The sequence below is a fragment of the Mesorhizobium newzealandense genome (assembly GCF_042682145.1).
GTDB lineage: Bacteria > Pseudomonadota > Alphaproteobacteria > Rhizobiales > Rhizobiaceae > Mesorhizobium > Mesorhizobium newzealandense.
Genome location: NZ_JBHUGZ010000014.1, coordinates 132,548 through 153,388, shown reverse-complemented (window position 1 = coordinate 153,388; position 20,841 = coordinate 132,548). Strand labels below are relative to the sequence as shown.

At 63.5% G+C, this 20,841-nt stretch carries 19 protein-coding genes and 1 pseudogene; 8 read left to right on the top strand and 12 right to left on the bottom strand.

The genetic code is table 11. The features are described 5' to 3' along the window. Nucleotides 1-9 precede the first annotated feature (9 nt). The 4 genes from ACFSOZ_RS21405 to ACFSOZ_RS21390 form a co-directional block, all read right to left on the bottom strand. On the bottom strand, nt 10-993 hold the full coding sequence (locus ACFSOZ_RS21405; protein WP_379101277.1) for a 2-hydroxyacid dehydrogenase: 984 nt from the start codon (nt 991-993) through the stop codon (nt 10-12). Continuing rightward, nucleotides 990-2,012 (bottom strand): LacI family DNA-binding transcriptional regulator, encoded by a 1,023-nt coding sequence (locus ACFSOZ_RS21400; protein ID WP_379101671.1) that lies wholly within the window; start codon nt 2,010-2,012, stop codon nt 990-992. Before ACFSOZ_RS21400 ends, ACFSOZ_RS21405 begins: the two co-directional genes overlap by 4 nt. Before the next feature lie 79 nt (nt 2,013-2,091). Beyond that, entirely contained in the window at nt 2,092-2,976 is an 885-nt protein-coding gene (locus ACFSOZ_RS21395; RefSeq protein ID WP_379101275.1) for a DMT family transporter, read from the bottom strand. Nucleotides 2,977-3,176: 200 nt separating this feature from the next. After that, nucleotides 3,177-3,584, bottom strand: coding sequence for a DUF2000 family protein (locus tag ACFSOZ_RS21390; protein WP_379101273.1), 408 nt, complete (start codon nt 3,582-3,584; stop codon nt 3,177-3,179). 50 nt (nt 3,585-3,634) lie between these two features. On the opposite strand from ACFSOZ_RS21390, the gene ACFSOZ_RS21385 reads away from it, so the two are divergent. Next, nucleotides 3,635-4,507, top strand: coding sequence for an AraC family transcriptional regulator (locus ACFSOZ_RS21385; RefSeq protein WP_379101271.1), 873 nt, complete (start codon nt 3,635-3,637; stop codon nt 4,505-4,507). 22 nt (nt 4,508-4,529) lie between these two features. Here the strand turns inward: ACFSOZ_RS21385 and ACFSOZ_RS21380 are convergent, their stop codons facing one another. Together ACFSOZ_RS21380 and ACFSOZ_RS21375 are read right to left on the bottom strand one after the other, a co-directional pair. Further along, nucleotides 4,530-5,000 carry a MarR family winged helix-turn-helix transcriptional regulator gene (locus tag ACFSOZ_RS21380; protein ID WP_095084311.1) on the bottom strand — a complete coding sequence of 157 codons (471 nt, stop codon included), beginning with the start codon at nt 4,998-5,000 and terminating at the stop codon, nt 4,530-4,532. A gap of 217 nt (nt 5,001-5,217) precedes the next feature. Next, nucleotides 5,218-5,964, bottom strand: coding sequence for an intradiol ring-cleavage dioxygenase (locus ACFSOZ_RS21375; RefSeq protein ID WP_379101269.1), 747 nt, complete (start codon nt 5,962-5,964; stop codon nt 5,218-5,220). Between the two features lie 202 nt (nt 5,965-6,166). On the opposite strand from ACFSOZ_RS21375, the gene ACFSOZ_RS21370 reads away from it, so the two are divergent. Then, nucleotides 6,167-7,225, top strand: a complete 1,059-nt coding sequence (locus ACFSOZ_RS21370; RefSeq protein WP_379101267.1) for a CobW family GTP-binding protein — start codon at nt 6,167-6,169, stop codon at nt 7,223-7,225. Nucleotides 7,226-7,638: 413 nt separating this feature from the next. Further along, a complete protein-coding gene (locus tag ACFSOZ_RS21365; RefSeq protein ID WP_379101265.1) occupies nt 7,639-8,613 on the top strand; it encodes a WD40 repeat domain-containing protein in 975 nt (324 codons plus the stop codon). Between the two features lie 15 nt (nt 8,614-8,628). On the opposite strand, the gene ACFSOZ_RS21360 is transcribed toward ACFSOZ_RS21365, so the two are convergent. Then, complete coding sequence (locus ACFSOZ_RS21360; RefSeq protein WP_379101263.1) at nt 8,629-9,081, bottom strand: hypothetical protein; 453 nt, start codon at nt 9,079-9,081, stop codon at nt 8,629-8,631. 158 nt (nt 9,082-9,239) lie between these two features. On the opposite strand from ACFSOZ_RS21360, the gene ACFSOZ_RS21355 reads away from it, so the two are divergent. Together ACFSOZ_RS21355 and ACFSOZ_RS21350 are read left to right on the top strand one after the other, a co-directional pair. After that, nucleotides 9,240-10,622: an aspartate aminotransferase family protein gene (locus tag ACFSOZ_RS21355; protein ID WP_379101261.1), complete on the top strand. Its 1,383-nt coding sequence runs from the start codon at nt 9,240-9,242 to the stop codon at nt 10,620-10,622. Nucleotides 10,623-10,665: 43 nt separating this feature from the next. Next, complete coding sequence (locus tag ACFSOZ_RS21350) at nt 10,666-12,051, top strand: glutamine synthetase family protein (RefSeq protein WP_379101259.1); 1,386 nt, start codon at nt 10,666-10,668, stop codon at nt 12,049-12,051. 17 nt (nt 12,052-12,068) lie between these two features. Here ACFSOZ_RS21350 and ACFSOZ_RS21345 read toward each other — a convergent pair whose 3' ends face one another. From ACFSOZ_RS21345 to ACFSOZ_RS21330, 4 genes are all read right to left on the bottom strand, one after another. After that, entirely contained in the window at nt 12,069-13,328 is a 1,260-nt protein-coding gene (locus ACFSOZ_RS21345) for a glycerate kinase type-2 family protein (RefSeq protein WP_379101257.1), read from the bottom strand. Further along, a complete protein-coding gene (locus ACFSOZ_RS21340) occupies nt 13,325-13,828 on the bottom strand; it encodes a heme-degrading domain-containing protein (RefSeq protein ID WP_379101255.1) in 504 nt (167 codons plus the stop codon). Before ACFSOZ_RS21340 ends, ACFSOZ_RS21345 begins: the two co-directional genes overlap by 4 nt. A gap of 78 nt (nt 13,829-13,906) precedes the next feature. Continuing rightward, nucleotides 13,907-15,220 carry a guanine deaminase gene (gene guaD, locus ACFSOZ_RS21335; RefSeq protein WP_379101253.1) on the bottom strand — a complete coding sequence of 438 codons (1,314 nt, stop codon included), beginning with the start codon at nt 15,218-15,220 and terminating at the stop codon, nt 13,907-13,909. A 2-nt stretch (nt 15,221-15,222) separates the two neighbouring features. Next, on the bottom strand, nt 15,223-16,440 hold the full coding sequence (locus tag ACFSOZ_RS21330) for a urate hydroxylase PuuD (protein WP_379101251.1): 1,218 nt from the start codon (nt 16,438-16,440) through the stop codon (nt 15,223-15,225). A gap of 138 nt (nt 16,441-16,578) precedes the next feature. Between ACFSOZ_RS21330 and ACFSOZ_RS21325 the strand changes: the two genes are divergently transcribed. The 3 genes from ACFSOZ_RS21325 to ACFSOZ_RS21315 all read left to right on the top strand — a co-directional run bounded on the left by ACFSOZ_RS21325 (nt 16,579) and on the right by ACFSOZ_RS21315 (nt 19,909). Then, nucleotides 16,579-17,499, top strand: coding sequence for a LysR family transcriptional regulator (locus tag ACFSOZ_RS21325; RefSeq protein ID WP_379101249.1), 921 nt, complete (start codon nt 16,579-16,581; stop codon nt 17,497-17,499). Between the two features lie 122 nt (nt 17,500-17,621). Further along, entirely contained in the window at nt 17,622-18,638 is a 1,017-nt protein-coding gene (locus ACFSOZ_RS21320) for an LLM class flavin-dependent oxidoreductase (protein ID WP_379101247.1), read from the top strand. Further along, nucleotides 18,635-19,909 (top strand): LLM class flavin-dependent oxidoreductase, encoded by a 1,275-nt coding sequence (locus ACFSOZ_RS21315; protein WP_379101245.1) that lies wholly within the window; start codon nt 18,635-18,637, stop codon nt 19,907-19,909. The genes ACFSOZ_RS21320 and ACFSOZ_RS21315 overlap by 4 nt, the downstream gene beginning before the upstream one ends. Nucleotides 19,910-19,927: 18 nt before the next feature. Here the strand turns inward: ACFSOZ_RS21315 and ACFSOZ_RS21310 are convergent. Further along, nucleotides 19,928-20,760, bottom strand: a pseudogene (locus tag ACFSOZ_RS21310) (PhzF family phenazine biosynthesis protein). Nucleotides 20,761-20,841: the final 81 nt, after the last annotated feature.

Below are 20,841 nucleotides of genomic sequence, written 5' to 3'. Positions count from 1 at the left end.
CCTTTTTGGCTAGCCGGCAGCCTTGACATTCACAGTCTCCGGCACTGGCGTCAGCGGCCGGCGCTCGGTGAACCAGGACACCAGATTGTCGACGCAGAGATCCGCCATGGCGCGGCGTGTATGATCCGAGGCCGAGCCGACATGCGGCAACAGCGAGGTGTTCGGCGCGTCGAGCAGCGCCTTAGGCACGTTCGGTTCGTCGGCAAAGACATCGAGGCCGGCAGCGGCGATGGTGCCGTTGGCAAGCGCTGCCGCGAGCGCTGCCTCGTCGACCGTGCTGCCGCGACCAATGTTGACGAACACACCGTTGGCGCCAAGCGCCGACAGGATTTCGGCATTGACCGCCTTCTCCGTCGAGGCACCGCCGGGCGCCACCGAAATCAGCGTGTCGACCACTTCAGCAAGGCCTTTCAGCGTTGGATGATACTGGTAGCTCAAACCTTCGACCTGGCGCCGGTTGTGGTAGGCGACCGGCAGGCCAAAAGCTTCCAGCCGACGGGCAATGGCCAGCCCGATGCGGCCCATGCCGAAAATGCCAACCTTGCGCCCGCGCAGGGTCAGCCGGCTCAAAGGATAGTTGCCGTTGCGCACCCAGCTGCCGTCACGCAGCCAGGTTTCGGCGCGCGGCAGGTCGCGGACAGTGTTGATCAGCAGCCCGATTGTCGTGTCGGCAACCTCCTCGGTCAACACATCCGGCGTGTTGGTGACCATGATGTTGTTCGCGGCCGCATGGCCGGCATCGACCGAATCATAGCCAACGCCGAAGGAGGCGATGAGTTCGAGATTGGGCAATGCATCCATCATCGCCGCGTTGATGCCGGCGAACGAGGCAATGGCGCGCACCTTGCTGCGCATCTCATCGGTGACCAGGGCCGGATCGGCGCGTTCGATTCTGACCCTGTGGAACGTACGGTCGATGCGGTCGATCGCATGATCGTTGAAATCGCCCGGCACCAGAACGGCGACGGTCTGCAATTGTTCGGCCTTGGTCATGCACGCTCCACCGGCTTGCCGGTCGACTGACGCACATGCAGTTCCGGCTTGATCAATTCCTGCGACGGACGCACCGTCTGCCCATTCAGCTTGTCGAGCAGCGCGCTGGCGGCGCGGCGGCCAACCTCGCGCTGGCCGTTCCAGACGGTGGTCAGGGCCGGCGTCGCGATCGCGGCCTCTTCGAGATCGTCATAGCCGGTGACGGAGATGTCGACGCCCGGCACCAGGCCGGCACGCGCAATGCCGTTCATCAGGCCGATGGCGACAAGGTCGTTCCAACAGCAGGCGGCCGTCGGCTTGTCCTTCAGCGCCAGGAACTGCCCTGAGGCCTCGAACCCGGCCTGTTTGGTGCGCGGGCCGGCGATGCGCCAGGACGGCCTGACCTCCAGCCCGGCCGCCTCCATGGCGTTGACATAGCCCTGGTAGCGATCGCGCCCGGTAGAGGTCTGGTCGGTGCCGCCGATCATGGCGATGCGCTTGTGGCCGAGCGAGATCAGATGGTTGGTGGCGAGCCCGGTGCCATAGGCGTCGTCGCCGCGAAAGACGGGCACGTCGGCGCCCTCGACGGTGCGCGCAATCAGCACCGCCGGCAGGCCGTTCTCCTCGGCCATCAGGATGTCGGAAGCCGGTGTGCCGATGGCCGGCGACATGATGACGCCGTCGGCGCCAAGCTGCAAAAGCGTGTCGATGAAGGTGCGCTGCTTCTCCAGCTGGTCATAGTGGTTGGACAGGATGAAGGTCTGCCGGCTGCGGTCGAGTTCGCTTTCGATCGAGCGCAGGATCTCGGCGAAGAACGGGTTCATGATGTCGTGGACGACGACGCCGACAATGCCCGAACGCGAGGTGCGCAGGCTGGCGGCGCGTCGGTTGTAGATATAGCCGATGGCGCGGGCGTGTTCCTTGATGCGGTCGCGAGTGGCGCCGGCAACCAGCGGGCTGTCACGCAGCGCCAGCGACACCGTGGCCGTGGATACTCCGAGCGCATCCGCGATCGTCGAAAGCTTGATTTTTTGTGCCAGCGCCTTGCGCTCCCCGAACGACCTGAGTTCCAGACCTAAACTGTTTAAAGGCGGCGTTATGCCATCGATCGGCGGCAAATCAAAGTTTTTTTGCCAACGCTTCCGCCTCGACATCCGAGGCCGCGCGGCTCTGCAGCCGAAGCCGGTGCTCGCGATGGACGATGTAGAGGCCACTGGCGACGATGATGGCGGCGCCAACCAGTGTCCAACGGTCGGGAAACTGCTTGAAGACGATCCAGCCGGAAATGATCATCCACACCATCTGCGAATAGGGATAGGGCGCCAGTGCCGTGGTCGTCGCAAGCCGGTAGGCCTGGACCAGCAGCCAGTGGCCGACGCCGCCGAACACGCCAAGCATAAGCAGCACGAACCAGTGCCAGCCGTCATGCGGCAGGGAGAACGAAAACGGCAGCAAGGGCAAGAGCAGCACCGCCGGCGCCAGTGCCGAGAACAGGATGAGGCTTTCCGACGTCTCGCTCGCCGACATGCGGCGCGTCATGATGACGTAGAAGCAGTTCGACAGCATCGAACCGAGCGCGAAGAGGTGCCCGATGCCGAAGACGCCTACGCCTGGCCGGGTGATGATGAGAACCCCGGCGAAGGCAGCCAGGATCGCCAGCCAGCGCCGCCAGCCGGCCCATTCGCCAAGCAACGGACCGGCAAGTGCGGTGATCACCATCGGCCCGAAGAAATAAATCGAGGTGGTCTCGGCCAGTTGCAGGGACCTGAGCGCCAGGATGTTGAACATGGTCGAGCCGAACAGGAACAGACCGCGCAGGATATGGGCCGGCAGGTTGACCGGTCGAAACCGCACGGGTTGGCGCCAGCCGCGCAGAAGCGTGCCGACCAGCACGACATGCACGGCAAAGCGCACCCAGGCGACGATCAGCGCGGATACGCCGGCCAGGACGAGATATTTGCTGCTGGTGTCGAGGAAGGTGAAGAAGACATAAGTGGAAAGCATGCAGAGGATCGCCACCGGCGGCGTTGCGCTTTCTGGATGTCTTTGGGGAGCATTCACTTGCAGGCCGGATGGAAAGCTGGGCTGAAGCCCACCTTTGCGGGAAATGTGGCTTGCCAGCAAGCCAATTGTCGCCCGCCGCAACGGCAAAGCCGGCTGGCACAACAACAGCCGCCGGCAGGCTTAGTCCATGCTCCCCGATGCTAGGCGTGCATGCGGGCACCCTTGGTGATCTTGTCGACGATCTTCTTGTCGGCGCGAAGCGCGATACCGACCACCTTGGCGTCATCGGGCGCGAATTCGGCGAAGACGGCGCGGTTGGCGACATCGTGGCCGGTCGCGAACATCTCCTCGACATAGAGCGATGTCGTCACGCCGCGCTCCAGCGTGCGCCGGTGGATCGTCCCCAACGTCGCCTGGTCGGCGGACAGCACGATGACCGGCTGGATCGACAGTGGATTGTAGAGATTGCCGGCGCGGTCGCGGTAGGGTTCGCCGATGATGTCCGCAAACTGGGCGACGATGCCGCTGGTCAGGAAAGCGGTGACGTTGAGTTTCTGCCAGACCGGCAGATCCTCCCTGAGCACGATTGCAAATTTCGTATCGAACATGAGACATTGACCATTCGAGTTTGTGCCCCAATGCGAGGCTGCAGGAGAAGATGTCGCACGATCTAGGCAGCCAGGCCTTCGAGGGTCTTGGACGTTTGTGCGTTGATGCAGCGGAAAACTGCATCATTTCCGCCTCGGACCCTGCCGGCATGGAGCGGATTGAGGCGCGCTTCCATGGCAGCGCCTTCGACCTGCATCGCCACGACACCTATGCGATCGGGGTGACGCTGCACGGCGTGCAGACGTTTCGCTACCGCGGCGCGACACGCCACAGCCTGCCAGGCCAGATTATCGTGCTGCATCCCGACGAATTGCATGACGGCGGCGCCGGCACCGAGGACGGCCTGCGCTACAGGATGCTCTATCTGGAGCCGTCGCTGATGCTCGACTGCCTTGGCGGTGCGTCGCTGCCCTTCGTCAGGGAAGGCGTGCTGACGGACGACACCTTCTGCGCAACGCTGCTTTCGGCGCTGGGGCCGCTGGAAGAGGAACTTGACGAGCTGTTCGTTGCCGACTTCCTCGCGCGGCTTATGCAAAGCCTGGCCCGGCATGCCGGCCAGCCAGCGAAGCCGATGGCCAGAACGGCATGGCGGTCGGCCACGCTGGCGCGCGACTATCTCACGGAGAACTTCGGCCGCCCCGTGCGTTCGGACGAACTGGAAGCGATCACCGGGCTCGACCGCTATGCCCTGTCACGACATTTCCGCGCCGCCTTCTGCACAAGCCCGCATCGCTTCCTGGTGATGCGCCGGCTTCAGAGCGCACGGCGAATGATCGCCGCCGGCGAGCCCCTGGCGCAGATCGCCATCGCGGCCGGCTTCAGCGACCAAAGCCATTTTATCAGGCAATTCAAGAAGGCGTTCGGCATGACGCCCGGGCGCTGGTCGTCGCTGATCCAGGGCGCTGCTGCGGCGGCGGCTTGATCGTTGCGCCGGGATCAGGCGATCAGTCGTCCGTCTCAGCGTCGTCGTCGATCAACACCAATTCCTCGTTCGAGAGGTTGGCCTCGATGCGGGCAAGCAGCTTGAACAGCGCCTTCTGGTCCTTCTTGTCGAGGCCCTTCAGCGCCTGCTTTTCGGTCTTCTTCACCGATTTCTCGATGGCGTGGATGATGTCGCGGCCAGTGTCGGTGAGGAAAATATGAGCCTGGCGAGCATCGGCCGACGAGGCGCGCTTTTCCAGGAAACCCTGCGCCTGCAGCCGGTTTATGGTCTTGGTGATGGTCGGCGGGCGCACGCCGAGGCGCCCGGCGAGATTGCCCGGCGTCTGACCGTCCTCACGGTCGAGCGCCAGCATGATCTGGTCCTGGCCGGCATAGAAGCCGTGCGCCAGAAGCCGCGCCGCGAGCGCGGTTCTTGCCAGCCTTGCCGCCGAATGCAGCCGGCTCATTGTTGCAGTCTTGTCCGCCTTGGCCATGGTCATCCCTCTTCGGCCGTACCGGTGCGATCAGCATAGACGCAGCCGGCCGGTTGGCAATCGACGATCAAAAAGATTCCGGCGCTCCAAACAGCTTTGCCGGCAAGCATTGTGGTGTCCGCCGTGGCTAATGCCAGATGTTTATTTCAGTTAGATGACAAACGACTTTTCGCGACAGGAGTTTTCGCCGCGGGCGACGTGCGTGAGGATATGTGGCTCAGCCGGGCTTCACCGCGACGATCATCAGCGCCTGATAGGCATCCTCCACCTCGCGCAGCGCGGCCTGCGACAGCGGTCCGGCCTGCCTGGCGATGCCGTCGCTGGCGTTCGAGGTGTCACGCTTGCCGGGCCGGTCATTGTACGGCGCGACCGTAGTGAAGATCTGCTCGCTCAGACTGTCGGGAAAAAACAACTGGCCGGTCATCACCGAACTGTCGTCGGGGAAGACCTTGAAATGGATATGGGTAGTGCGGCCTCGGTACCAGCCGGGATAGATGGTGGCGAAGGAACCGATGCCGCTTACATCGGTCTTCTGCCAGCCACGCAGGAAGATCTGGCCCGACGTGTCGACATCGCGGCCGTCACCTTGTCCCGGGTAGCCTGAATAGGCACCTTGCGCGTCGCAATGCCAGATGTCGACGCGGGCGCCGGCAAGTGGGCGGCAGGCCGCGTCGACAATCTGCAGCCTTACAGCGAGGGCAAGGCCCTTCTTGCCTTCGGTGACATCGGCACGTTCGAGTTTCGGGTCGAAATAGAACGGCCCCTCGGTCACTTCAGGTGTGATGGCGCAGACGCCGGCACCGGTTTCGAACAGGGCCAGTCCGGCATAGGGAGAGGTCCTGGTGGCCGAAGACTGGGCGGCCATTGCCGCGGCCGGCAGGAAGGCACCACCGCCGGCGGTCACCGCGATCAAGCCGAGCGCCTTGCGCCGGCTCAAGGAGAAGGAGGATGGCTTGCCGGACATATCGTGCCTCTCGAATTGGCCTCCCGCGTCCTGATCCAGGCTGCGGTGGCGGCTCTCGCCAATGAAAATCGGTAATGTCGGCAAGCCTGTTTGGCCCATCGGTTTGCCTCGTGCAAAAGCCCGGCACACATCCTATATGGAGCCGACAATCCCTTTTTCGAGGCCCTGGATTTCCAAAGGCCCGTATTCTTCGAGGCAAGCCATGAGCGACGCACAGACGCAGATCCCCGTAACCGTTCTGACCGGCTATCTCGGCGCCGGCAAGACGACGCTGCTCAACCGCATCCTGTCGGAAAACCACGGCAAGCGTTACGCCGTCATCGTCAATGAGTTCGGCGAAATCGGCATCGACAACGAATTGATCGTGGAATCCGATGAGGAAATCTACGAAATGAACAATGGCTGCGTCTGCTGCACGGTGCGCGGCGACCTGATCCGCGTCGTCGAGGGGCTGATGCGCCGGCCGGGCCGTTTCGACGCCATCGTGGTCGAGACCACCGGCCTCGCCGATCCGGTGCCGGTGGCGCAGACCTTCTTCATGGACGACGACGTGCGCTCCAAGACCAGGCTCGACGCGGTAGTGACGCTGGTCGACGCCAAGCATCTGCCGCTGCGGCTCAAGGATTCCAGGGAAGCCGAGGACCAGATCGCCTTCGCCGATGTCGTCGTGCTCAACAAGACCGACCTCGTCACCCCGGAAGAACTCGCCAAGGTCGAGGCGACGATCCGCGCCATCAATCCGGCGGCGAAGATCCATCGCACGACACGCGCCGGCGTCGCCTTGTCCGAAGTGCTCGACCGGGGTGCTTTCGACCTGTCCAGGGCGCTGGAAAACGATCCGCATTTCCTCGAGGCGCATGACGATCACGATCATCATGACCACGATCACGATGGCCACCACCACCATGATCATGACGGACACGACCACCACCATCACGCGCATTCTTCCGATATCCATGACGTGACGGTGCAGTCGGTGTCGCTGCGCGGCGGCGAGATGGACTCGAGGAAATTCTTCCCGTGGATTGAGAAGATCACCCAGATGGAAGGCCCCAACATCTTGCGGCTGAAGGGCATCATCGCGCTCAAGGGCGACGACGAGCGCTATGTCATCCAGGGCGTGCACATGATCATCGAGGGCGACCACCAGCGCGCTTGGAAAGACGGCGAGAAGCATGAGAGCCGGCTGGTCTTCATCGGCCGCGAACTCGACGCCGAGCGGCTGAAGAAGAGCTTTGACGCCTGCCAGGCGGCAGCTTGACGCCAAGCAGGGTAGTGTGGAAAAGGAGCTATCGGTCTAAAGACCGATAGCCTTACGCCGTGTTGGCAAACTGCGTGCCGGATGCCCGGCAAATTTCATGACAAAGCGAGTGCGCAGGTCGGACTTGTGCGCCAATTTCGCAACCGAGATAGAATACTTATCCTTACGTCATCCAACTTTTTTCGCGAGAGAGAGGACGATTCTTCCGTCTTGGTGACCTTGCTCCCGAGTTGGCGCGGTCTGGCGAGAATATCCTGGCTTCCTGGGGTTCCCTCGATGGCGATGACGATCAGCGAATCGTCAACTTCATCGACACTTCGGACCTTTGGACGAGGTTATATGTCGTCATGCATGAAGCCTACCTGGAAACCTATTCACCTCTGTTCGCCAAAAGCAGGAAATTGAACTAGCCCATGCCAACCGTCGCCCCGCTTGACCTCGAAGGCCATTGCATCGCCGCCGTGTTTCTCGGCGACGTGCCGCATTTCGCGCTGGCCGATGGCGCTGTGCATCGGCTCGACCATGGCCACAAGACAGTCCAGGCCAATGACGGGCTGCTCGCCGCTTTCCATGATACTGCCAATGACCGGCTGATCACCGGTGGCGAGGACGGCAAGGTGTTTGCCGTGAAGGCGGGCGGCAACATCCAGGAACTGGCGAGGGCCGGGAAAAAGTGGATCACCAGCGTCGCCGCCGGGCCGCAGGGCGCCATCGCCTATGCGACGGGCAAGACCGCCTTCGTGCGTTTTGCCGACGGCAAGACCAGGGAATTCGTCCATCCGCGCTCGGTCGAAGGGCTGGCCTTCTCACCCAAGGGCATGCGCTTCGGCGTTGCCCGCTACAATGGCGCGACGCTGCATTTCCCGGCCGCCGAGGGCAAGCCGGTGGAGCTCGAATGGGCCGGCGCCCACACCGGTATCACCTTCTCGCCGGACGGCGCGTTCCTTGTCACCACCATGCAGGAAAACGCCCTGCATGGCTGGAAGCTCGCCGACGGCAAGCACATGCGCATGACCGGCTATCCCGGCAAGGTCAAAAGCCTGTCGTGGAGCGTGAAAGGAAAATGGCTTGCGAGTTCCGGCGCGCCGGCGGCGATTGTCTGGCCGTTTTCCGGCAAGGACGGACCTATGGGCAAGGCGCCGCTGGAACTCGGCACACGCGGCAACGGCATGGTGACGGCGGTGGCCTGCCACCCAAGCCAGGATGTCGTCGCCGTCGGGTATGATGATGGCATGGTGATGGCGGTGCGTTTTTCCGATGCCAAGGAAGTGCTGTTGCGGCGACCGGGCAAGGGCGCCATCACCTCGATGATGTGGGACAAGGAAGAACGCCGCGTCGCCTTCGGCAGTGCTGCCGGCGACTGCGGCGTCATCGACATCACCGCGTAGTTTCAAAACTGCGGATCACTCGGCGCCACAGGAAACCTTGCCGGTCAGATCGGCGGTCTTGCCATCGCCGTCCTTGTCAGCCGTACTGTCATAGACGGCAAGCGTGTACTGCCCGTCATAGACGCCTTCGTCGCTGGTCTTGGTCAGGATCGTCAGTTCGACATAGTTGTAGGCATCTGCGAGATGATGCTCCTGGTAGATGTTCAGCCGCAACTCCTTGTTGTCGAGCCAGTACTGGGTCAGGTTGGAATCCTCGAACGTGGTCTTGCGCAGGTCGTCACCAACGGGCCGCCCAAGAATTTCAAGGTTGCCGTTGAAATTGAAAGTCGGGCCGCCCATGCCTCTGGTGACGCCGGCGCCGACCTCGAATTTCACCGCCGTATCGTCGACATTGCACCAGATACCGCCGGAGGCGAAGGCCGTGCCGGCCGACAGGAACAGCGCCGCCGCACAAATGATCGTCCGCATTTCCCCTCCCCGTACGCCCATTGCCGTCCACATTGGTGCCGACTTCGGGTTCCAGGTCAAGCACCGCCACCAGCGGCTGAGCCAATGCAGGGCAGATGCGCGGCCGATTGCGGTTGCGGACATTGATTGGCTAAGAGGGACCGACCAAAGGGGTTTTCATGCACAGCAGCGACGCTTCAAGGACGTCCATCGGCGGCATCGATCGAGACCGCATTGCCGATCTGCGCGAGATCGAGGGGGCAGCCTTCCGCAAGGCGCGGCCGAAATCACTGGCGAAGGTCGGCAATGGCCTGCCCGGCTTCTTCGGTGGCGTGCCGATGCACTGGATGAATGACTGGCCGACGCCGTTTCCGATCCTGGTCGACAGCGCCAGGGGCGCCACGATCACTGACATCGACGGTATCAGGCTCGACGATTTCTGCCTCGGCGACACCGGCTCGATGTTCGGCCATTCGCCGCCGCCGGTGGCGCGCGCCATCCGCCGCCAGGCCGGGCGCGGCCTGACCTATATGCTGCCCTCCGAAGACGCGCTCGCCATCGGGCCACTGCTGCAGCAGCGTTTCGGCCTGCCGTTCTGGCAGATCGCGACGACGGCGACCGACGCCAACCGCTTTGCGCTGCGGGTTGCCCGCGCCGTCACAGGGCGCGAAAAGATCCTGGTCTTCAATGGCTGCTATCATGGCTCGGTCGACGAGACGATGGTGCGGCTGGTCGATGGTATTCCGGTCAACCGGCCAGGGCTGGCCGGCGAATTCCGCGACCTGACCCGCACGGCCAAGGTGATCGAGTTCAACGACGTCGCCGCTCTGGAAACCGCCCTGAGGGACAAGGACGTCGCCTGCGTCATCGCCGAGCCGGTGCTGACCAATTCCTGCATGGTGCTGGCCGATCCGGGCTTCCATGACGCGCTGCGCAGACTGACGCGTGAAGCCGGCACCCTGCTTCTGATCGACGAGACGCATACGATCTCGACCGGCCCCGGCGGCTACACCGGGAAGTACGGGCTGGAGCCTGACTTCTTCGTGCTGGGCAAGCCGATCGCCGGCGGTGTGCCGGCGAGCGTGTGGGGCATGAGCGACGATGTCGCCTCGCGCTACGTCGGCTACAACAGGACCAAGGAGCCGGGCTATTCCGGCATGGGCACGACGCTCTCGGCCAATCCGCTGCAGTTCGCGACCATGCGCGCGACGCTGGAAGAGGTGATGACCGAGGAAAACTACGCCCGCATGGACCATCTGGCGCGGCAGCTCGATGCCGGCCTGACCGGCGTGATCGACCGCTTCCGCTTGCCCTGGCATGTTGCCCGCGTCGGCGCCCGTGTCGAGTTCATCTGCGCGCCCGGTCCGCTGCGCAATGGCGCCGAGGCGGAGACGGCGCATGCGCCGGAACTGGAAGCGGCCATCCATGTCGCGCTGGTCAATCGCGGCGTGCTGATCGCGCCCTTCCACAACATGATGCTGATCTCGCCGGCAACCAGCGGTGCCCAGGTCAACCGGCTGATCACCGCCTTCGGCGCGGTTGCGGCAAAGCTTGCGGCATGAGACAAGCTGACCGATGGGCGCGCCAAGCAAAGCCGGACAGATCATGACCTCACCTTCGGGCTCGACGCCCACCGAGGCGCAAGCCTTTCTCGACGCCCATCCCGAGATCGAAGCCTTCGATATCGTGCTGACCGACGCCAATGGCGTCGGCCGCGGCAAGATCGTGCGCCGGCATGAGCTGAAAAGCATTTTCGAGGGCGGCCGGCATATGCCGATCTCGATCCTCGGCCTCGACATCACCGGGGAGGACGTGCACGAAACCGGGCTGATCTGGACCACCGGTGACGGCGACCTCAGGGCCTGGCCGATCCCCGGCACGCTGGTGCCGCTCTACGGTACAAATCCGCCGCGCGGCCAACTGCTGATGGCGATGTATCACCTCGACGGCCAGCCGATGTCGTCGGATCCGCGGCTGGCGCTGGCACGGCAGGTGGAGATCCTGGCGGCCAAGGGTCTTTATCCGGCCGGCGCCTTCGAGCTCGAATTTTTTCTCCTTGCCAATGAGCGCGATGCCGACGGCAAGGTGCAGCCGGCGCGCGCCGTGCTCGATGGCCGCGTCTCGGGCAAGACGGAAGTCTATTCCGTCGATCATCTGCACGGCATGGAGCCGCTGTTCTCAGACATCTATGCGGCGGCCAAGGCGCAAGGCATTCCGGCCGAGACGGTGATTTCCGAGTATGCGCCCGGCCAGTACGAATTGACGCTGAACTACCGCAAGGACGTGATGCGGGCAGCCGACGATCTGGTCATGCTGAAGCGACTGGTGCGGGCACAGGCGCGCCGTCACGGCGTCACCGCCTGTTTCATGGCCAAGCCGATCGAGAAATATGCTGGCTCGGGCATGCATTTCCATGTCTCGCTGCAGGACAAGGCCGGCCGAAACGTCTTTGCCGAATCCGGCGGCGAGAGCTGGTCGCTGCCGTTGCTACAGGGGCTCGGTGGCCTGATCCAGACGATGGCCGAATCGATGCTGGTGTTTGCGCCGCACGCCAATTCCTGGCGGCGCTTCGTGTCGCAATCCTATGCACCGGTGGCGCCGACCTGGGGTGTCAACAACCGTTCAGTGGCACTGCGCGTGCCGGCGGGCGATGCGAAGAACCGGCGCATCGAGCACCGGCCGTCCGGCGTCGACGCCAACCCCTATCTGATCGCCGCGACGGTGCTTGCCGCCATCATCAAAGGCCTCGACGAAGGTCTCGACCCTGGCCCGGAAACGACAGGCAATGGTTATGAGGCAGCAATCACGCGCACGACGATGCCGGTCGACTGGCGCGCCGCCATCGAAGCAGCCAGGGCGTCGAGCTTCCTGAAGGGCGCGCTCGGCGAGGACCTGCACCGCACCTTCGTGGCGATCAAGCAGTCCGAATACCTGCGCGTGGCGCGCACGGTCAGCGAGTTGGACTACCACCTCTATCTGCACGAGGTGTGAGCTAATCGTCGGCAGGTTCAGCGGATCAGGATCGCTCGTAGGTCGTTGACATTCGTGCCCGTAGGGCCGGGTACGAACAGATCGCCAACCGCGTTGAAGGCCGTCCAGGCATTGTTGCCGGCGAGCATTGCCTTGGCGTCCACAGCCGCTGCGCGCATGCGCGATACGGTCGAGCCATCGGCAAAGGCGCCGGCATTGTCTTCCGAACCGTCGATGCCGTCCGTGTCGGCGGCCAGCGCGTGGATGCCTTCGACGCCACTGATGCCGATGGCGAAGGCGAGCAGGAATTCCGAGTTGCGGCCGCCCTTGCCCTTGGCGCGCAGCGTCACCGTTGTCTCACCGCCGGACAGGATCAGAACCGGCTTTGGAAATGGCCGGTTGCGCGTCGCCACTTCGCGGGCGATTGCCGCATGGACGCCGCCGACCTCGCGCGCTTCGCCCTCGATGGCATCGGAGAGGATGACGGCTTCGACGCCTTGCCGCTTGGCTTCCGCCGCCGCCGCTTCCAGCGACACGCCGGCGGAGGCGATCAGGTGCACCTCATTGCGCGAAAAGCGTTCATCCCCGGGACTTGGTGCATCGGCGGCCGGCGCGTTGATATGCGCCATCACCGAGGCCGGCAGCTTCATGCCATAGGCTGAGATCGACGCCAGTGCGTCCTCGCGGCTGCCGGTGTCGGGGACGGTCGGACCGGAGGCGACCAGCGCCGGATTGTCGCCGGGAATATCGGAAACGACCAAGGACACCACTCTGGCCGGCCAGGCGGCGGCGGCCAGCCGGCCGCCCTTGATGGTGGAGATATGCTTGCGGATGGTGTTCATCGCCGCGATCGGGGCACCGGAAGCGAGCAGCGCCTCGTTGACGGCAATCTCGTCGGCCAGCGTCAGGCTGCCGGCAGGCGACGGCAACAGCGCCGAACCGCCACCGGAAATCAGCGCCACGACCAGATCGTCCGCCGTCAGACCCTGGACCTTGGCAAGCAGGCGTCGCGAAGCTTCCAGCCCAGCGGCGTCCGGAACCGGATGTGCCGCCTCGATGATTTCGATGCGCTCACATTTCGCACCATAGCCGTAGCGGGTGACGACCAGCCCTTCGATCGGGCCGTCCCAGACCTTCTCGAAGGCCGCCGCCATCTGCGCAGAGCCTTTTCCGGCGCCGATGACGATGGTGCGGCCACTGGGCTTCGCCGGCAAATGATCCCGGATGGTTCGCTCGGGATCGGCGGCGGCGACGGCAGCGTCGAAAATGGCGGTGAGGAAGGCCTTGGGATCGCTCATTTTTCTTCCGGGGGCAGTACCAACCCGCGCTTGTCGATGCCCAAATGATCGCACAGCGCCTCTACGACGACGCCATGATCCTCGCGCTCCGGCAGGCCGGAGACGGCGATCACACCGATGACACCGGCACCCTTGACGGTGACCGGAAAACCACCACCGGCCAGCACATAGTCAGCAATATCCAGCCCTTCGCCGATCTTGAAGGTGCGATCGGGGCGCTGCTGCTCCAGCACGCTGCGATAGGTGCTTTTCAGGAACCGCTTGACGACATTGATCTTGCGCCGCGCCCAGTCGGGATTGGAAGCGTTCGAGCCGGGCATCGCGGCATAGAACAGCGGCCGGTCGAAGGTTCTGATATCGACGATAACAGGCAGGTTCTCGGTCAGCGCGCGGTCACGGATGGCCGAACCGATCTTGAAGGCGACGGCCTCATCGAAGGCGGGGAAGACAAGAACTTCTTCCTGTCTCTTGATCAGAGCGATGTCGTCAGCAACGGCCATGTCGTTCCCCTGTCAACTTCGCCGCACGCTTTGACCGATGGCTGCCGCCGGGTCAAGCAAAGAACACATCGAAGCGTTCTACGTCGCCATGTCGGTCTTGGCCGCCCGCCCGGCGACATAGACCTCACGCACGGCGCGGTCGTCGCCCAGCGTCTGCAGGAGAAACAGCTCCTGCGCCAGTGTCTCGACCGTCTCCATCCTGAGCCGCATCGCCGGCGTCGCCCTGGCGTCGAGCACGACGATGTCGGCATCGGTGCCTGCGTCCAGCGTGCCGATCTTTTCCGCCACCGACAGTGCTTCGGCATTGCCGCGCGTCATCTGCCAGAAGGACTGGAAGGGATTGAGCTTCTCGCCGTTCAGCGCGATCACCTTGTAGCCTTCGTCCATGGTGCGCAGCATCGAATAGTTGGTGCCGCCGCCGACATCGGTGGCAGCGGCGATACGGATCGGATTTTCGCGGCGGCGGAAGCGCTGATAGTCGAACAGGCCGGAGCCGAGGAACAGGTTCGAGGTCGGGCAGAACACCGCCACCGAGCCCGTTGCCGAGAGCGCGTCCGCCTCGCGCTTCGACAGATGGATGCAATGGCCGAAAAGGCTCTTTTTGCCCAACAGCCCATAGTGCTCGTAGACGTCGGTGTAGTCACGCGACCACGGGTAGAGTTCCTGGGTAAAGGCGATCTCGGCGTGGTTTTCCGACAGATGCGTTTGCATGTGCAGATCGGGATGTTCACGGCAGAGCGCGCCCGCCATCTCCATCTGCTGCGGCGACGAGGTGATGGCGAAGCGCGGTGTAATCGCATAGTGCTGGCGCCCCTTGCCGTGCCATTCCCCGATCAGCGCCTTGCTGTCGTCATAGCCGGATTGCGGCGTGTCGAGCACGCCGTCGGGCGCATTGCAGTCCATCATCACCTTGCCGGCGATGTTGAGCATGTTGCGGTCATGCGACTCGGCAAAGAAGGCTTCAGCCGACGCTTTGTGCACCGAGCAGTAGGCTGCCACCGTCGTTGTACCATGGCGCACCATCTCGTCGAGGAACAGCCGTGCGATCCGGCGGCCATGCTGCGCATTGGCGAACTTCGTCTCCTCCGGAAAGGTGTAGGTGTTGAGCCAATCGAGCAGTTCGGCTCCATAGGAAGCGATGACCTGCATCTGCGGGAAATGCGCATGCGCATCGATGAAGCCCGGCAGCAGCAGATGCGGCCGATGGTCGATCTTCCTTGCGCCCTCGCCGGCCTGTTTTTCGACTTGCGCATAGGCGCCGGCGGCGACGATCCGGCCGTCGCGGATCAGCAGGCCGCCATCCTCCTCATAGCGCCAGGCGGAATGATCATCGATGGTCTCGGGCCAGCGCACGAAGGACAGCGTGCGGCCGCGCAGAAGTGTCGAGGTCATGCTTATTTCCCTGCGCCTTCGAACCAGGCCACCAGCTGCGCCCGTTCCTTGTCGGTGATCTGGGAGACGTTGGCGGGCGGCATGGCGTGGCTGCGACCGGCCTGCAGATAGATCTCGCGGGCATGGTTGGCGATGTCGGCGTCGGTGTCGAGCATCACGCCGTTCGGCGCGTGGTAGATGCCCTCATAGACCGGCTCCGCCGCATGGCACATCGAACAGCGGCCGAGCACCGTGTCGCGCACGGCCGGGAAGTGCGCGGAGGCGACATAGATCTGTGCCGCGGCGGACTCCTTGGGTTCGCCGGTCAGCACCTTCGGCGCGGTCGACAGCCAGATGATGATGATGAACAGCACAAGGGCTCCCAGCCAGGTCCAGGTCGGGTTGCCCTTGCGCGCATGGACGCTGTTGAAATAGTGCCGGATCAGCACGCCGATGATGAACACCAGCGAGGCGATGACCCAGTTGAACTGCGTGCCGAACGCCAAGGGATAGTGGTTCGACAGCATCAGGAACAACACCGGCAGCGTCAAATAGTTGTTGTGCAGCGAGCGCTGCTTGGCGATCTTGCCGTATTTCGGATCGGGCTTGCGGCCGGCGATGAGGTCGGCGACGACGATCTTCTGGTTGGGGATGATGACCATGAAGACATTGGCCGACATGATCGTCGCGGTGATGGCGCCGAGATGCAGGAAGGCGGCACGCCCGGTGAACAGATGAGTGAGCCCCCAGGCGATGAACACCAGCACGCAATAGAGCACCAGCATCAGGCCGGTGTCGCTTTTTCCCAGCGGCGAGCGGCACAACAGATCGTAGACCACCCAGCCGACGCCGATTGTCGCCAGTGACAGCAGGACGCCGACCGGAACCGACATTGGCAGCACATTGGGATCGATCAGGAACAGATCCGCTCCGGCATAGTAGACGACGCAGAGCATGGCGAAGCCAGACAGCCAGGTGGCGTAGGATTCCCATTTGAACCAGGTCAGGTGCTCGGGCATCTCGGCCGGCGCCACCAGATATTTCTGGATGTGGTAGAAGCCGCCGCCATGCACCTGCCATTCTTCGCCAAAGGCGCCGACGGGCATGCCCGGACGCTGGCGCAGACCGAGATCGAGCGCAACGAAATAGAAAGACGAGCCGATCCAGGCGATGCCGGTGATGACATGCAGCCAGCGCACCGCAAAGCTCAGCCAGTCCCAGAAAATCGCGAAATCCATCATTGAAGTCGTCCCTGCCGATGACGCGACTTTACGGTGTCGCGCGCAAACGGAAAGAGGCGAGGTGTGCGATGACTTTCAAAAAAAAATGGAAAATACTACAGTCGTTGCACGCAGCTGGATGAAAGCCACGAAATCCGCATGGCCTATCTCGACAACATCGCCGTCTTCGTTCGCGTCGTCGAACTCGGCAATCTGTCGGCGGCCGGCCGCGACATGCGCATCTCGCCGGCGGTCGCCTCCAACCGCATCAAGGAACTGGAGAAGCACCTTGGCGTGCGGCTGTTCAACCGCACCACACGGCAATTGATGCCGACCGAGCATGGCACGGTTTTTTATTCGGGAGCCAAGCAGGTGCTGGAGGCGATCACTGAAGCGGAAGCCGCCGTCTCGGCGCTTTCCGGTCAGCCGCGCGGCACCATAAAGGTGACGGCGCCGCTCGGCCTCGGCCGCCGACTGGTGGCCTCGGGCATTCCCGACTTCCACGACAAATACCCTGACATCGAGGTGCGGCTGAGGCTGTCCGACCACAATGTCGATATCATGAAGGAAGGCATCGACGTCGCATTCCGGCTCGGCATCATCGAGGATTCCAGCCTCAGGATGCGCGGCATCATGGAATGCGAACGCGTGCTGGTGGCGGCACCGAAATATCTGGAGGCGCGCGGCGAACCAATTGAGCCGCAGGAACTGATCGGCAAAAAGCACGACTGCCTGATGCTGCGTTACTCCGGTGCACGCGAATATGTGTGGACGCTGCAGACCCCTACCGGTCCGCAGAAATTCGAAGTGCACGGACCCTACGACACCGACGACGGCGATGTGCTGACCGGCTGGGCGCTGTCCGGGCGCGGCATCATCAACAAGCCGCGCTTCGAGGTCGAGCCGTTCATCCGCGACCAGCGGCTGAAGGTGATCCTGAGCAGCACGCCACCAACGCCGGTGCAATTTGCCGCCGTCTATCCGCACAAGAAGCTGCAGGACCCCAAGGTGCGGCTGCTGCTCGACTTCATGGCCGAGCGCTGCCAGCGCCTGATCAACGACCTGCTTGCTGGCAAATAGGGGCTGGCGGGAAAGTGATGGCTGGCCGGCAAGTGACCGGTAGTTGGCCCAGCGCCAGCGGTTGCCATTGCTGGATGTGACGAACATAGTTCCGATGGTATTTCGTCTTGCAGGGACCATCGATGGACAACGGCGCCACAATGCATCTTGCCGTTTCGCCGTTTCCGGGAACCACCGATCCATCGTCCGAGCCGGAATTCAGCCTTCTGGCGCGGTTTGTGCAAAAGACCGACGCGGCCGGGCTGGATATGGTGATTTTCGCCGATTCCGCACCGGCGTCCGGCAGCGATGCAGCAAACAGGCAGGTGCCCCTCGAAGCGACAACGTTGCTGGCCGCGCTGGCGACGGTGACAAGCAGGATCGGCCTGGTCGCCGCGGCCTCGACGGTCGCCCACCAGCCCTACAATCTGGCCCGCCGTTTCGCCTCGCTCGACATCATCAGCCATGGCCGCGCCGGCTGGAACGCAACCATGGCGCAGGACCCGCGTGACGCAGCCAATTTCAGCCGTCCGGAAGGTTTTTCCGGCGACGATTTTCGCCGCCGCACTGAAGAATACATCGGCATCGTTCAAGCCCTATGGCAGGGCTGGGATGCCGACGCGCTCAAGTTCGACAAGAGCGGCGGCCGCTTCCACGACCCCGAAAAGATGCATCTGCTCGACCACAAGGGCGAATTCTTTTCCGTGCGCGGACCGCTCAACGTCGCGCGCTCGCCGCAGGATACGCCGGTGCTGGTGCTGTCCGGCCTGTCGGTATCAGACATGGATATTGCCGCCCGCACCGCCGATGTCATCCTGCTGGAGGACGGGCCACTCGAGAGCACGAAAGCCCGGTATGACGATCTCAAACGCTGCGTTGCTGCCTGCGGACGCGACCCGGGCGCCGTGAAGGTGCTGATGAATGTCTCGCCCGTCACCCATGGTACCGCCAAGCCGACCGTCGCCGACAGTATGGAAAAAGGATTCCGGTCGAAAAGCTGCGACGGGTTCAACATGTTGATGCCGGCCCAGTTTTCGGCGCTCGACGATTTCGTCGATCTGGTTTTGCCGGAACTGCGGCGGCGTGGCCTGTTTCGAGAGAGCTATCGTGGCGCGACGTTGCGCTCGCATCTCGGGCTGACAGCGGGAGGCGCAGCATGACGACCACCGCTCCCCGCCAGATGAAGCTCGGCGCCTTCCTGTGGGCGACTGGCCACCATATCGCCGCCTGGCGCCACCCCAAGGCGCATGTGACGGCCGGCATCGACATCGACCATTACATTCAACTGGCGCGCACGGCGGAAGCGGCGAAGTTCGACATGGTCTTCTGCGAGGACGCCGCCGGCCTGCGCGAAGCCAATGTCGGCATCGCCAGCCAGACGTCACGCTCGATTGGCTTCGAGCCGATCAGCCTGCTTTCGGCTCTGGCCGCCCAGACCAGCCGCATCGGTCTCGTTTCCACGGCCTCGACAAGCTACAACGAGCCCTACGGGCTGGCGCGGACCTTCCTGTCGCTCGACCATCTGAGCGGCGGCCGGGCCGGCTGGAACCTGGTCACCTCGGCCAGTCCCATCGAGGCCGCCAATTTCGGCTCAACCGGATTGCGCCCGCATGCCGATCGCTACGAGCGGGCACGTGAGTTCGCCGAGGTGGTCACGGGGCTTTGGCGCGGCAAGCCCGGCGGGGCTTCCGGTTCCGGTCATGATGGCCAGAGCTTTTCCGTGCGTGATGCGCTCGACCTGCCGCGTTCGCCGCAGGGCGCACCGGTGCTGGTTCAGGCCGGCGCCTCGGAGGTCGGACGCGACCTTGCCGCCCGCACCGCCGACGTGGTGTTCACGGCGGCGCAGACTTTCGAGGAGGCGAAGGCTTTTTACGACGATCTGAAGGGGCGTCTGGCGGCCTATGGACGCGAGCCGGACGACATCAAGATCATGCCCGGCGTCGCACCGGTGGTGGCGGAAACCGCGGCGCAAGCCCGGGAAAAATATGAGGAGTTGCAGGAACTCATCCCCGACGATGTCGGCGTAGCACTGCTGTCCAGCTATCTCAGCATCTCCGACCTGTGGCGCTATCCGATCGACGGGCCGCTGCCGGAGCTGCCGCCCAGCGAAGGCATGCAGAGCCGGCAAGTGCTGGTCATCGAGCAGTCACGTCGCGACAACCTGTCCATCCGCCAGCTGGCGCGGCATTTCGCCGGTGCGCGTGGCCATTGGCGCATCGTCGGAACGGGGGCCCAGGTCGCCGACGAGCTGCAGTCGCGGTTCGAAGGCGGCGCGGCCGACGGCTTCAACGTCATGCCCTCTTACTTCCCCGGCGAACTCGATGCCTTTGCCACGCTGGTCGTGCCGGAACTGCAGCGGCGCGGCCTTTTTCGCAAAGAGTACGAGGGCCGCACCCTGCGCGACCATCTGGGCTTGAAACGGCCCAGCTGAGATTAATGGCGACGGCGGCTATGCTTCGTCCATCATCCGGGCAGTGCCTGAAACCCTGATCGAGCTGCCGGGCGTGGGTGGAATGTCGGCACGCAGGCGTGAGCGCATGCCCATGTCCTCGCCCTGCACGACATCGATCGCTCCGCCATGCGGCCAGCCAAGGTCGCGCAGGTAGCCGGCGAAGGCGGCCGTTGACGCTCCTGTTGCCGGATCCTCATAGACGCCGCCGGAAGCAAACGGATTGCGGGTGTGGAAAAGCCGCGGCGTTTCAGCATAGGCGAGCAGGATGGTCACCAGCCCTTCGCGCCGCATCAAGGCTTGGCCGGCTTTCAGATCGTAGCGCATGGCGGCCAGCGCCTCGCGCGACCTGAGGGCCAGAACAAGATGATCCGCACCGCCATGGATCAGTGCCGGCGGAATGGCCGGATCGAGATCGCCGGACGAATAGCCGAACAGCGCCACCGCTTCGGCAACCCCGCTGAAGCCGACTTGCTGCGTGTCGGCGGCGACTGCAAAGCGGCAGCAACATTCGGGCCATCGCGGAACCCTTCAACTGTGATGCTCGCCTGGTTGAGCTTCAGGGGAAAAATCCCATCGCCAAACTGCCGGACCAGCGCCGCCCCCAGCGCAATGGTGGCATGGCCGCAGAAGGGAACCTCTGATTCCGGCGAGAAATAGCGGACACGCCACCCGTCATCCTCGGGTGCGGCAAAGGCCGTTTCCGAAAAACCGACCTCCGCCGCAACACGCTGCATTTCGACCGCGTCGGGCAAGACATCGCCTATCAGGACGCCGGCAGGATTGCCGCCGGTGTCACCATCCGAAAAGGCTGCGATTTTGAGAACGTTCATCTGTGTCCGACTCATGCTGGAATGCTGGTGGATACAGCAAACGCGCTTTTCGGCGATTCTGGAAACGAAGAAAGCGGTGAA